Genomic DNA, 12437 nt, shown 5'->3' on the forward strand with positions numbered 1-12437 from the left:
GGACTGCAGCAGACGGCATACGCGACCCGAAGGCCGGGGCTACTGCGGTCAGCCCAACGGTAGCGAGAACCGCTGCGACACAGGCGGTTCCGCGCATCAGCGCGCGTGACCTCGGGTAGGCGGGTGGACGCATGGCGGACTCCTCAGCCCTTGACGCCGCTGCTGGCGACGCCCTCGATGACGTAGCGCTGCACGAAGACGTAGAGCGCGAGGACGGGGATCGCGGCCAGCATCGCGCCGGCCATGACGACGGGGTAGTCGATGGTGTAGGCCCCCTGGAGACGGCTGAGTCCCGCTGGCAACGTGAGGCGCTCGGGCGAGAACAGCACGTAGATCGGCCAGATGAAGTCGTTCCAGTTCGCGAGGAAGCTGAGCACCCCGAGCGTGACGAGCGCCGGTCTCGCGTTGGGCAGCACGATCGACCACCAGGTGCGGAACGGGCCGGCACCGTCAAGGGTCGCGCTCTCCTCGAGCTCCTTCGGCAGCCCCATGAAGAACTGCCGCATGAAGAAGACACCGAAGGCGCCCGCTGCCCCAGGAACGACCAGCGCCCAGATCTGGTCGAGCCAGCCCAGCTTGTCGAGCAGCAGGAAGTTCGGCATGAGGAAGATGAAGCCGGGCACGAAGAGGGTGAGGATGATGACGGTGAAGATCGCCTTCTTGAACCGGAACTCCATGCGAGCCAAGGCATAGCCGGCCAGTGAGCAGACGACGAGGACGAGGGCGGCGTGCATCGTCGCCGCCATCATCGAGTTGAGGAACCACCGCAGCACCGGGCTCGCGGCGTCCTGGAAGAAGAGCACGTCGAACGCGCGCAGGCTCGGCTGGGACGGAAAGTAGGTAGGCGGCACCGTGCGCGATTCGCTCTGCGACTTGAACGCGGTGAGCAGCACGAGCAGGAGCGGGCCGATGAAGACGAGGCTGAGCACACCCATGCCCAACCAGAAGAGGGGTCCGTTACGGCGCTTCACGACTTCTTCTCCCTCAGCAGCCAGAAGTTGAGGAGCGAGATCAGCGCGAGGAAGAGGGCGAGCACGTAGCTCATCGCGGACGCCTGGCCCATGCGGTACTGCGAGAGGCCCAGGTCGGTGATCTCCATGATCGCCGTGCGCGTCGAGTCGCCCGGACCACCCTTGGTGATGAGGTAGCTCTGGCCGAACATGTTGGCGCTCGACAGGACGGTCGTCACGACGATGAAGATCAGCACCGGTCGCAGGCCCGGGATCGTGATGTAACGCAGCTTCTGCCAGGCGCTCGCGCCGTCGATCTCGGCCGCCTCGTAGTGCTCGGCCGGGATGTCCGCGAGCCCGGCGAGGTAGATGACGGCGTTGAAGCCCAGCGTCCACCAGACCGTCACCGCCGCCAGCGAGATCCAGGCCCACGGCTGCGAGGTGGTCCACGCGGTGTCGTTGGGCAGCCCCAGCGCCCCGAGCAGGCCGTTGACCATGCCGAAGGACGGGTCGAGCAGGTAGCGCCACATGAGGCCGACGACGGCGACGCCGAGGACGAACGGCGCGAAGAACACCGCCCGGAAGAAGGTGCGCCCCGGAAAACGGCGGTTCAGCAGGATGGCGAGCAGCAGTGGCAGCGCGACGAGGAACGGAACGCTGATGACCACGAAGATGGCCGTCGCCTTCATGCCGTTCCAGAACGGCTCGAACTGCGGTGAGCCGCTGTCGAGCAGGTCGGCGTAGTTCTGGCCGCCCACGAACGGCTTGTTGGGTAGCAGGAAGTCCCAGTCGTGCAAGGAGATCCAGATGCCGAGCACCCCGGGAACGGCGACGAACGTGATGAAGAGGATCAGGAACGGAGCGAGGAAGAGGTAGGGAGTCCACCGCGAGCCGTGGATTCCGGGTCGTGCTCCTCGGGAGCGCCGCACACCCGGCGTGGGCGGCGCTCCCGAGGAGGCTCTGGTGGGCTGTGCAGTCGTCACAGCCATGGCGTCAGCCGCCGTACTTCTTCGCGTTGGCCTCGAGGATCTTCGTGGCGCGACCGGCCGCGTCGGACAGCACCTTCTTCGGGTCCTGACCGCCGAGGACGGCCTGGTTGAGGGCCTTCTCGAACTCGGGCACCGCATCCCCGATGCCGGCGACCGGCGGCGGGAAGTGGAGGTCGTTGATCTGGGTGGCGAGGGTCGCCTGGTCCTTGAGCGCCTTGAACTCGGCCGACTCGCGCACCTCGTTGCGGGCCGGCACCTGGCCGCCCTTGGCCCACTCGATGCTCTTGGTGCTGATCCAGTTGAGGAAGACGCGAGCCGCCGTCTGCTTGTTCTGGTCGGGCGTGCGCGAGGTCGGCAGCACGAACTGGTGCGAGCCGGCCCACGCCGCCTTGGTGCCGCCGATGTTGGGCAGCGGTGCCACGCCCCAGTCGAGGCCGGACTTCTCCTTGAGGGTGTTGATCGTCCAGATGCCGTTCCAGTTGAAGGCGGTCTTGTCGTTCTGGAGGGCGACGATGTCGGCGTCCTGGGCGATCTTGCCGGCCGAGTAGCCCTTCGTGACGAGGTCCTGGAACCAGGTGAGCGCCTTGACACCGGCGTCGTCGGCCCAGAGCACCTGCGTGGCGTCGTCGGAGAAGAGGGTGCCGCCGAACTGCCAGATCAGCGACTGGACCGTCATGCTGCCGGTGAACGGGAACGGCGTGGCCCAGTGGCCCTGGATGCCCTTGGACTTCAGCTGCTCGAGGGCCGCCATGTAGTCGTCGGCGGTCATCGGCGGCTTCTCGGGGTCGAGGCCGCCCTTCTCCATGACGGCCTTGTTGTAGAAGAAGCCGAGCGGGTGCACGTCGAGCGGGATGGAGTAGCGCTTGTCCCTGTAGACGCCCGCCTTCCACGGCACCGGCGCGAAGTCGCTCTCACTGAGCTTGAGCGCCGTGGCGACGTCGTCGAGCGGCTGGATGACGTTGCGCGCAGCGTTCGTCGCGACCGAGTCGACGTGCATGATGCCGATGTCGGGCCCCTTGCCGGCGGTGACCGCGGCCGGCAGCTTGGCGTAGTAGTCGGCCCACTGCATCGTGTTCATCGACACCGCGATGTTCTGGTGCTCGGCGTTGAACTGGTCGACGAGACGCTTCATGAAGGGGCCGTCGCCGCCGGTGAAGCCGTTCCAGAACGCGAGCGCTACCTTCGGGCCGGAGTAGCCCGTCGCACCACCGCCCGCCGAGACCGCGGGTGCCTGCCCGGGCACGCCGCTCGAGCCTGAGCCGCAGGCCGTGAGCCCTGCCAGGCCGACGAGGCCGGCGGCGCCGGAGAGGATCGTGCGTCGCGAGAGGGGGTTGGGGGACAACGGGCTGCGGGGCTGGGTGTTCGTCATCGAACGGTCCCTTCGGTGAGTCGGATGCAGTGCCAGGAGTTGGGCGGCAGGGTTGCCGTGAGGGTGGGGCCGTCAACCGACGCGTCCCCCGGACGGGGGGCCACGCGGTCAGGGTTCGCCTCGGTGTTCGTCGCCGAGGTGTCGTCGTCGTGGAGCGCGAGGTGCTCCACGAGGGTGTATGCCGTGGGGCGGGCGCCCACGGCATCCGCGACGTCGAGCACGAGCTCGGCCGCGTCGGTGCGGCTGCGGTTGACCACGAAGACGGCGAGGTCGCCGCTGCCGGGGTCGTGGGTGGCCGTGACGACGACCTGGTCGACGTGGCCGTAGGCCTTCGTGTCGATCGAGTCGCAGGCGACGGCGGGTCGCAGCACGGTGCCGCGGGCGTGCTGGGCGGTCAGGGCGAAGGGGTGGAAGATCGTCTGCCGCCAGGCGCCACCCCCGGGTCGGGTCGCGATCGGCGCGATGACGTTGACGAGCTGGGCCTGGCAGGCCATCGCGACGCGATCGGTGTGCTGGAGCAGCGTGATGAGCAGGCTGCCCACGACGACGGCGTCGGTGACGTCGTAGACGTCCTCGATGAGCTCAGGCGCCTCGCGGATCTCGAGCGCCTCCTCACCGTCGAACCGGTTCTGGAACCACACGTTCCACTCGTCGAACGAGACCGTGATCCGCTTGTCGGAGCCCTTGACGGCGGCGACGTGGTCGGCGCTCGCGGTGACGGACTCGATGAACCGGTGCATGTCCTCGCCGCTGGCCAGGAAGGAGTCGACGTCGCCGTCGACCGGCTCGTAGTAGGCGTGCGCCGAGATGTGGTCGACGAGGTCGAAGCACCGCTCGAGCACGACGCGCTCCCACGTGCCGAAGGTGGGCATGCCGCGGTTGGACGAGCCGCAGGCCACGAGCTCGAGACCAGGGTCGATGCGGCGCATGGCCCTGGCGGTCTCCTCGGCCACGCGGGCGTACTCCTCGGCGGTCTTGTGACCGATCTGCCACGGACCGTCCATCTCGTTGCCGAGGCACCACACGCGTACGTCGTGAGGCTCGCGGTGCCCGTGCTTGGCGCGGAGGTCGGGCCACGACGTGCCGGTCTCGGCGTTGCAGTAGAGCAGCAGGTCGATGGCCTCCTGCACGCCGCGGGTGCCGAGGTTGACGGCCATCATCGGCTCGACCCCGACGGTGCGGGCCCAGTCGACGAAGTCGTCTGTGCCGACCTGGTTGGTCTCGACCGAGCGCCACGCCAGGTCGAGCTGGGTGGGCCGGTCGGCCTTGGGACCGACGCCGTCCTCCCACCGGTAGTTGGAGACGAAGTTTCCGCCGGGGTAGCGCACCGTGGTCACGCCGAGCTCACGCACGAGGGCAGCGACGTCGGTGCGGAAGCCCAGCTCGTCGGCCTCTGGATGGCCGGGCTCGTAGATGCCGGTGTAGACGCACCGGCCCATGTGCTCGACGAAGGACCCGAAAGTCCTCGGGCGCACCGGACCCACGGTGAACGCGGGGTCCAGACGCACTGTCGCTCGTCCCATCGGTCCTCCTCGACCGTCGACGCGGGGTCGTTGTTACAACGGTTACCCACTTTCGTGTGGCCTGAAAATTACAACGGTTACCGAAATCTGTCCATAGGTGGTCCGAGCTGATCCGGAGAGGCCGTTGCGAGCGCTAGCCTGTTCCTCGGTCGGGGCTTCACCCGGCGCGTGCACGGAGGGAGGCTGGGGTGGCTGCACGGCTTCGCGACGTGGCCGAACGCGCCGGCGTCAGCGTGAAGACGGCCTCGAACGTGCTCAACCACCACCCTCACGTCAAGGCGAGCACCCGCGAACGGGTCGAGGCCGCGATGGCCGAGCTGCACTACCGCCCCAACCTTTCGGCGCGCAGCCTCAAGCACGGCCGGGCGGGTTTCCTCGCCCTGGCGGTGCCGGCCATGGACTCCCCCTACTTCGCCGAGCTCGCCGCGCGCATCACCGAGGAGGCGGCCACGCTCGGCTTCATCGTCCTGCTCGACGTGACCGGTGGCGACGCGGACGCCGAGCGGGTCGTGCTCGAAGGCATGCGCTCACACGTCATCGACGGCGTCATCTTCTCGCCGCTGGCCCTCTCGGCCGACGAGATCAGCCGACGGGCCGACAGCCTGCCGATGGTGCTCCTCGGCGAGCGCCCCGTGCCGACCGGCTTCGACCACATCGCGGTGGACTCGGTCGCCGCGTCCTGTGCGGCCACCGAACACCTTGTCGCACAAGGTCGCCGACGTATTGCGGCCATCGGACGCGAGACGATGAAGGGCACGGCCTCGGAGCGCCTGCGCGGCTACAAGCAAGCGCTGCGGGCGGCGGGCATCACCTACGACAAGCACCTCGTGGTCGACGTGCCGCACTTCGAGCGCGCCGACGGGCACGCCGCGATGACGCACCTGCTCGAGCTGCCAGAGCCACCCGACGCCGTCTTCTGCTTCAACGACCTCATGGCGATCGGGGCCCTGCGGGCCTGCGTCGAGGCCGGCGTCCAGGTGCCCGACGACGTTGCTCTCGTGGGCTTCGACGACATCGCCGAGACGCGCTACTCCAACCCCACCGTCACGACCATCTCACCCGACCTCACGGGCCTCGCCCGGGCAGCGCTCGAAAGGCTCAAGCAGCGCATCGACGGCTATGCCGGCGCTGCCGAGGAGATCCCGGTGGCCTGGACGCTCGAGGCGCGCGAGACGACCCTCGGCGTGCCGCGCCGGCGACGCCGCCGGGCGGCCCCGGCCTCCCACGAGACGGTCCGCAAGGCCTAGCCATTTCCTACGCGCGGCGGCGCGCGCGGACGACGACGTCGTGCAGGGTGCTCCCGTGGCCCGCCGTGCGCGTGTGCTCCGACGCCGTCGCCACCTCCCACTCGGCCGGGTCGAGCCGCGCCCTGATGTCGGCGAGCGTCACGGTCGCGTGCTCGGGTGGCTCGTCGACGTCAGCATGCCCGTGCCCCTGACCATGGCCATGACCGTGCCCGTGCCCGTGCTCGTGCCCGTGCTCGTGCTCGTGCTCGTGGTCGTGCCCCGGGCCGCCGTCGGGGCTGCCGTCCTGGTGGAGGTGGCCCACGACGAGCAGGGAGCCGCCGGGCGCGACCCACCCGGCGATCCGGTCGTAGAAGTCCAGCTGCGGGATCGTCGGGTGGGCGTAGCTCGTCGTCACGAGGTCGAACTGCCGGTCGGGTGCCCACGTCGTGAGATCGGCGCCGCCGACCCACTCGACCGGGGCGTCGCCGCCACCGGCCTGCTCGTGGGCGACCGCACGCGCCAGCGCCTCGGCGGAGATGTCGACGGCCGTGACCGCCCAGCCGTGCGCGGCCAGCCAGCGCGCCTCACCGCCCTCGCCGCAGCCCGCGTCGAGTGCCGTCCCCGGGCTGAGGGCGCCCGCCTCCCTGACGAGGTGCGGGTTCGCCGCCGCAGCCGCCTCCCCCGACCTGCCCTCTTCCCAGTGCCGCTCCCAGTACGCCTGGTCGAACTCGCTGCTGTCGTTCGTCCCCGTCATCGCGTCACCCCGAGGAGGTATGCCGTGAGCTCCCGCGGGCGCGACAGCGCGGCGAGGTGCCCGCCCGGCACGAGGTCGAGGTCGACACCGAGCCGCTCGCGCGCCACGCGTCGCTGGAGCGCCACGGGGAAGAACCTGTCGTCCTCTCCTGCCACGGCGTGGACGGGCACGTCCGGCCAGCTCTCGAAGTCGCACGGGGTGTCGAACGCCCGGTCGACCTCGGGTCGCTGGTGCGCCTCGCCCGAGGCCGCGACTGCCGGGTCGACGTCGTGGAGGAAGTACGTCTCGAGGTCGACCTCCTCGGGGTAGCCGCACTCGCGCGCCGCCTGCACGCGCGCCGCCTCCGAGCCGACGGCGTCCCACCACTCGCCCGCTGTCTCGCCGGGCAAGGGCACCATCGCGTTGAGCAGCACGATCGCCGTGACGGGCCGCTGTGCCGCCACCAGCGGCAGGGTGAAGCCGCCCATCGACTGGCCGACGAGCACCACGTCGTCACGTCCGGCGACCGCCGCGACGACACGGGCGGCATACTCGGGCAGCCCCTCGGCGGGGTCGTCACCGGGCAGGTCCACGGCCACGGCTTCATGGCCGGCCTGCTCGATCAGCGGCACGACCTGGTGCCAGTACCAGGCGGCGCCGCCGGCGCCGGGGACGAGGGCGTAGGTGGTCACCGCCCTCACGCTAGCCCTCGACGGCGCTCCCCGACGGTGCCCGACGATGCCCGACGGTGCCCGACGGCCCCGCTGCACCCTCGACTCAGATCCAGGCGCGTGCGAAGGTGGCGACATGGCTGACGACGTCTCCATCCAGCACCACATCAAATCGCTCATCGACGAGGAGCACGAGCTGCGCTCGGCACTCCAGACCGGCTCGATCAGCGTCGACGACGAGCACGCCCGGCTGCGCAGTCTCGAGGTCGAGCTCGACCAGTGCTGGGACCTGCTGCGCCAGCGCCGCGCCAAGCGCGAGTTCGGCGACGACCCCGACACCGCCGAGGTGCGCTCCGAGCGGACCGTCGAGGGCTACACCGGCTGACCCTCCCCGACCACGACGAGGCCCCGGCCGCGGTGGGTTGCGGCCGGGGCTCGCCGGGCACTCGGGTGCGAGGGGGTCACACCCTTGGGGGGTCGTGAGTGCCTGCCTTGGGCCCTCCCTGGTCTGGGGTGGTGCTCTCAGATGGTCAATCCGTACCCGAACGGGAGCAATGGGTCGTCATAGCCGGGCACGTCCTCGCCGTGCGCCCGCACCTGGTCCATCGACCGGGGCAGGTCGAAGGGCAGCCGCCCGACCGGGGCGATGGTGCCGGTGATCGCGTCGAGGAGCGCGTCGTCGCTGCTGCCGAAGCTTCCGACGACCGCCGCCGCGACCCGCAGCAACGGCGTCACGACCGCGGGCCGGTCGAGCACGACGTCGACGACGAGGGGGCACACCGCCGCGATGCGCTCGAGCCGCGCGACGAGCCCCGGAGGGAAGTCGAGCGAGCCCTGGTGGAACCACGACTCGAGGAAGAGGTCTGACCTCGGGTCGAACGGCGCCGTGAGGCGCACCACCGCGACGTCGGCGTCCTCGGGTCTCTCCACGAGCTTGCCGTGCTTGACGACAGCCTCGGGCGACACCCTCTCCGCGTAGATGCGCAGTCCCTGCTCGAGCGGCAGGCGGCCACCCTCGTTGTGCAGCACGGTCACAGAGCGAGCCTGCGCGGCGTACCCCTCGTCCCGGAAGTCCTGTCGCCCAACGGTCCTGGCTGCCGCCTCCTCGTCGACGTACGGGTCGTCGAACAGGCCGAGCCGGAACTTCACGGTGAGGATGCGCCGTGCGGACTCGTCGACACGCGCCTCGGTGACCCGGCCCTGTGCCACGAGGTCGAGCAGGATCTCGACGCACTCCTCGCCACCGAACTGGTCGGCGCCGGCCTCGAGGATCAGCTCCATGCGGCCGTGGGGGTCGAGGTGCTCGACGCCCCAGGCCCGGGCCGGCAGCACCTGGTCACCGACGTGGTTGTCGTTGACGAGCTCCCAGTCGGTGACGACGACGCCGTCGTAGCCGAGCTTCTCGCGCAGCAGCCCCGTCACGACCTGCTTGTTGTAGCCGAAGCCGATCGGCTCGATCGGCTCACCGTCGACCTCGAGGTCGATCGGCATGCCGTAGTAGGGCATGATCCCGGCCGTGCCCGCCGCGATGATGGGCGGGAACGGCTTGAGGTGGTCGTCGAACCGCCCACCGGGATAGACCTGCTCGCGGCCGTAGGGGAAGTGGGCGTCCTCGCCGTCCTTCTGCGGTCCGCCGCCCGGGAAGTGCTTGCTCGTGCACGCAACGCTTCCCGGCCCGAGCGAGTCCCCTTGGAAGCCCTTGAGATAGGCGACACCGAGTTCGGTCACGAGGTCGGGATCCTGGCCGAACGTTCCCGCCTGGCGGGCCCACCGCGGCTCGGTCGCGAGGTCGAGCGTCGGGTGCAGGGCCGCACGGATGCCCACCGCGGTGTACTCCTGGCGCGCGACGTCAGCGAACCGGCGTACGGCCTCGGCGTCTCGCAGCGCCGCGAGCCCGAGCGGCTCGGGCCACTGCGAGAACGCGCCTGCCGAGAAGGAGACCCCGACGTTCTCGATGAACGCGTGGCGCGGGTCGGTCGACACCGTCACCGGGATGCCGTGTGGCGTGCGCTCGGCGAGTGCCTGCAGGGCATTGCTCCAGCGAGCCGCCATGCGAGGGTCGTCGAGGGCGTGCACGTTGAAGTGGCTCAGGTGCTTCTCGAGCACGACGGTGCTCGTCGGAGACTTGCTGATGTTGCCGGGCTGCTCGAGCACCGAGCCGTCGGCGCCGGCCTCGATGACCGTCTGGAACATCAGGCCGACCTTCTCCTCGAGGGAGAGCCGGCCGAGCAGGTCCTCGACCCGCGACTCGACGTCGAGCCGCGGGTCCTCGTAGGGGTCCATCCGCCCGTTGCCGTTGAGGTCGCGGAACTCGACTCCGTCGTCCGTGGTGCGTAGATCGGGGCGCACGGGTGCCGCCTTTCGTCGGTGGGTTTCTCGTTTGGAGGTCGACCGGGTCAGGCGACCGGACTCGCGCCGAACTCCTCGATGCCGATGACCGGCTGCAGCGCGTTGCGGACCGCCGGCGTGGAGAAGGCACGACGGATCACGTTGTCGCCCAGGACGTTTCCGGCGGCGCCCATGATCATCGCCTGGTCGAGGGAGAGGTAGCGACGGGCCACGGTGCCGGACTTCACGGCGACGGCGTCGAAGAAGCCGCCGCGGCCGTAGGAGTCGAAGTCGGCCTGGATGCCGGCGAGGTTGGTGTAGGCCTCCCCCGGCTCGTGCTGCATGGCGAGGAACGAGGCGTGCGGCGTGACGACGCCGTCGCCGTAGGTCGGCGTCGGGTTCGTCGCCGCGCGGCAGGTGCCGAAGCCGGGGTCGTAGTTCGTGCTCTCCTGGTCGGACATGTAGCCGGTCGGATTGAGCCCGAGCGCATCGACGCCGTACTCGCGGTAGCCGCCGGCAGGGTTGCTCGACGGGCTGAAGCCCCAGTAGCCGTAGCCGGCCTCGATGAGGCCGTGCTCGCGCTGGGCACGGACGTGGAGCGCGTGGTTGCGGCCCCAGGACCTCGGCGCCCAGGCGGCCTCGTCGACGAAGACGTCGGGCATGAGCTCCTCGAACATCGAGCCACCCCAGCCCGGCACGACGTGCATGCCGCGGTAGGTGTAGGCACCCTCGTAGACGTCGACGCCGAAGTACGTGCGGTTCTCGCCGACCGGCTGCATCTCGTGCCACGACCAGTCGCACGTGGCCGGGAAGGTGCGCCACATGGCGAAGTACTGCTTGGGCGGGATCTGGCCGGTGATGATGCCGAGGTAGCTCGTGATGCGCGTCTCCGACACGGTGGTGTCGTAGTGGTGCGTCGTGAGCCAGACGGGGGCGCCGCCGATGTGGGTGCCCTGGTAGGTGCCTCCGGGGCGGCCGTCCTCGTACGGGTAGAAGCCGCCGTGGATGAGGCCACCGGTGCGCACCTGGTGGGCCGGGTCGCTGTTGTCGTTGTAGAAGGCGTCCCAGCGCATCCGGTCGAAGATGCGCTTCGCCCAGGGGCGGGCGGCCGGGTCGGACTGCTGCACGACGAGGAGGGCGGCGCCGAGCCAGCCGTTGTCGACGCTCGAGCAGAACGGGACGACCTTGTCGCCGGAGTCGGGCCAGGTGTGCAGCGTCGTGGCCGTCGCCTCGTCGTACCAGTTGAAGTACATGCCGCTGGGCGTGTGGTGCTCCATGCGCTCGACCGTCTTGAGCGTGCGGATGAGGCGGGCCGACGCCTCGCCGCGGGTGATCAGGCCGAGCTCGCGGGCCACGACGGTCGACCACAGGTAGCCACCGATATTCGTCGGCGAGGTGTAGCCCGAGCGGTCACCTGCCGCGAGCGACTCGGGAATGTTGTCGGCGGGGAGCCCGGTCTTCGGGTCGGTCATCGCGACGAGGCTGCGCCACGTGTCGGCGGCCCACGTGTGCACGCGGCCCTTGTCGAGGGCGAGCGTCGGTGCGCTGCGCACGAAGGCGGGAGCCGAGGCCGCCCGTGCACTGCCGGTGGGGGCGAGGGCGAAGGCGGCGACCGAGGCCGCCCCGCCCACGAGCAACGAGCGGCGGCTCGGTGCAAGGGTCTGCTTGGAGGTGTGCTGCATGGGGTGTGCTCCGTTCACTGGGTTCGGTTCACTTGGTCACTTGAGACCGGTCGTGGCGATGCCCTCGATGAAGCGCTTCTGGAAGATGAGGAAGACCACGAGGATCGGGACGATGACGACCGTCGCTCCGGCGAGGAGCAGGCCGTAGTTGGTGCTGTTCTGGCCGGTGGAGTAGAGCGCGAGGGCCACGGGGAGGGTGTAGCGCTCCTCGGACTGGGCCACGACGAGCGGCCAGAGGAAGTTGTTCCAGCTGCCGAGGAAGGTCAGGATGCCGAGCGTCGCCAGGGCGGGTCCGCAGAGCGGCAGGATGATCTTCCAGAAGATCTTCAGCTCACCCGCACCGTCGACGCGGCCGGCGTCGAGCAGGTCCTTGGGCAGCCCGAGGATGAACTGGCGCATGAGGAACACGCCGAACGGGCTGACGAGGAACGGCAGGAAGAGGCCGGGCAGCGTGTCGATGAGACCGGCGTTCGCGACGAGCACGAACAGCGGGACGAACGTGACGACGCCCGGGATCATGAGTGTGGTCATGACGGCCGTGAAGATGAACTTCTTGCCCTTGAAGTCGAGCATCGCGAGGGCATAGCCGAGCATCGAGCAGAAGATGAGGTTGCCGGCGGTCACGACGACCGCGACGACGATCGAGTTGGTGAAGAACTGCCCGAAGTTGAGCTTGTCGAACAGCTGCGTGTAGTTGTCGAGCGAGGCGCTCTCGGGCAGCCAGGTCGGCGGCACCTGCCGGAGCTCACCCTCACCCTTGAAGCTGCCGAGCACCATCCAGACGAAGGGTGCGATGACGGCCAGCAGGGCGACGGTCAGGACCAGGTAGAGCCACCAGCGGCCGCCCTGGCTCGAGCCGACCATGCCGGAGCGGGGCTTGCCCGCGCGGCTCCCGGAGCCCCCGGAGCGAGCCGGACCGGACTGACCGGGCTTGCCGACAGGGCGTGGTGCGGTGTCGACGGACAT

At 69.8% G+C, this 12437-nt stretch carries 11 protein-coding genes; 2 read left to right on the forward strand and 9 right to left on the reverse strand.

The window, feature by feature from the left end; translation table 11 throughout:
• Nucleotides 1-143 precede the first annotated feature (143 nt).
• Genes AC1DE0_RS05530 through arfA form a run of 4 tightly spaced genes read right to left on the reverse strand, consistent with a single transcriptional unit; the run spans nt 144 to nt 4831 of the window.
• On the reverse strand, nt 144-971 hold the full coding sequence (locus AC1DE0_RS05530; RefSeq protein ID WP_442291213.1) for a carbohydrate ABC transporter permease: 828 nt from the start codon (nt 969-971) through the stop codon (nt 144-146).
• Nucleotides 968-1939 carry a carbohydrate ABC transporter permease gene (locus AC1DE0_RS05535; RefSeq protein ID WP_478098011.1) on the reverse strand — a complete coding sequence of 324 codons (972 nt, stop codon included), beginning with the start codon at nt 1937-1939 and terminating at the stop codon, nt 968-970. The genes AC1DE0_RS05530 and AC1DE0_RS05535 overlap by 4 nt, the downstream gene beginning before the upstream one ends.
• A 4-nt stretch (nt 1940-1943) precedes the next feature.
• The gene (locus tag AC1DE0_RS05540; protein ID WP_478098013.1) at nt 1944-3308 is read right to left on the reverse strand and encodes an ABC transporter substrate-binding protein; all 1365 of its coding nucleotides are present in this window, start codon (nt 3306-3308) and stop codon (nt 1944-1946) included.
• Complete coding sequence (gene arfA, locus AC1DE0_RS05545) at nt 3305-4831, reverse strand: arabinosylfuranosidase ArfA (protein ID WP_478098015.1); 1527 nt, start codon at nt 4829-4831, stop codon at nt 3305-3307. The genes AC1DE0_RS05540 and arfA overlap by 4 nt, the downstream gene beginning before the upstream one ends.
• 188 nt (nt 4832-5019) lie before the next feature.
• On the opposite strand from arfA, the gene AC1DE0_RS05550 reads away from it, so the two are divergent.
• Complete coding sequence (locus tag AC1DE0_RS05550) at nt 5020-6078, forward strand: LacI family DNA-binding transcriptional regulator (RefSeq protein ID WP_478098017.1); 1059 nt, start codon at nt 5020-5022, stop codon at nt 6076-6078.
• Between the two features lie 7 nt (nt 6079-6085).
• On the opposite strand, the gene AC1DE0_RS05555 is transcribed toward AC1DE0_RS05550, so the two are convergent.
• Together AC1DE0_RS05555 and AC1DE0_RS05560 are read right to left on the reverse strand one after the other, a co-directional pair.
• Complete coding sequence (locus AC1DE0_RS05555) at nt 6086-6811, reverse strand: class I SAM-dependent methyltransferase (RefSeq protein ID WP_478098019.1); 726 nt, start codon at nt 6809-6811, stop codon at nt 6086-6088.
• The gene (locus tag AC1DE0_RS05560; protein ID WP_478098022.1) at nt 6808-7482 is read right to left on the reverse strand and encodes an alpha/beta fold hydrolase; all 675 of its coding nucleotides are present in this window, start codon (nt 7480-7482) and stop codon (nt 6808-6810) included. The genes AC1DE0_RS05555 and AC1DE0_RS05560 overlap by 4 nt, the downstream gene beginning before the upstream one ends.
• 115 nt (nt 7483-7597) lie before the next feature.
• Here AC1DE0_RS05560 and AC1DE0_RS05565 point away from each other — a divergent pair, with 115 nt between their 5' ends.
• Nucleotides 7598-7846, forward strand: coding sequence for a DUF2630 family protein (locus AC1DE0_RS05565; protein ID WP_442291206.1), 249 nt, complete (start codon nt 7598-7600; stop codon nt 7844-7846).
• A 137-nt stretch (nt 7847-7983) separates the two neighbouring features.
• On the opposite strand, the gene AC1DE0_RS05570 is transcribed toward AC1DE0_RS05565, so the two are convergent.
• From AC1DE0_RS05570 to AC1DE0_RS05580, 3 genes are read right to left on the reverse strand one after another with little or no spacing between them, the layout of a single operon-like run.
• Nucleotides 7984-9810, reverse strand: a complete 1827-nt coding sequence (locus AC1DE0_RS05570; RefSeq protein ID WP_478098026.1) for a glycoside hydrolase family 3 protein — start codon at nt 9808-9810, stop codon at nt 7984-7986.
• A gap of 47 nt (nt 9811-9857) precedes the next feature.
• Nucleotides 9858-11471, reverse strand: a complete 1614-nt coding sequence (locus tag AC1DE0_RS05575) for a glucoamylase family protein (RefSeq protein WP_478098030.1) — start codon at nt 11469-11471, stop codon at nt 9858-9860.
• Between the two features lie 36 nt (nt 11472-11507).
• Complete coding sequence (locus AC1DE0_RS05580; protein ID WP_478098032.1) at nt 11508-12437, reverse strand: carbohydrate ABC transporter permease; 930 nt, start codon at nt 12435-12437, stop codon at nt 11508-11510.

The organism is Terrabacter sp. 05T424 (assembly GCF_056396225.1).

Bases quoted from the DNA above. Each gene is read 5' to 3' on its own strand.
- AC1DE0_RS05535 (WP_478098011.1), bottom strand. From the start codon at position 1,939: ATGGCTGTGACGACTGCACAGCCCACCAGAGCCTCCTCGGGAGCGCCG.
- AC1DE0_RS05540 (WP_478098013.1), bottom strand. From the start codon at position 3,308: ATGACGAACACCCAGCCCCGCAGCCCGTTGTCCCCCAACCCCCTCTCG.
- arfA (WP_478098015.1), bottom strand. From the start codon at position 4,831: ATGGGACGAGCGACAGTGCGTCTGGACCCCGCGTTCACCGTGGGTCCG.
- AC1DE0_RS05555 (WP_478098019.1), bottom strand. From the start codon at position 6,811: ATGACGGGGACGAACGACAGCAGCGAGTTCGACCAGGCGTACTGGGAG.
- AC1DE0_RS05565 (WP_442291206.1), top strand. From the start codon at position 7,598: ATGGCTGACGACGTCTCCATCCAGCACCACATCAAATCGCTCATCGAC.
- AC1DE0_RS05575 (WP_478098030.1), bottom strand. From the start codon at position 11,471: ATGCAGCACACCTCCAAGCAGACCCTTGCACCGAGCCGCCGCTCGTTG.
- AC1DE0_RS05580 (WP_478098032.1), bottom strand. From the start codon at position 12,437: ATGTCCGTCGACACCGCACCACGCCCTGTCGGCAAGCCCGGTCAGTCC.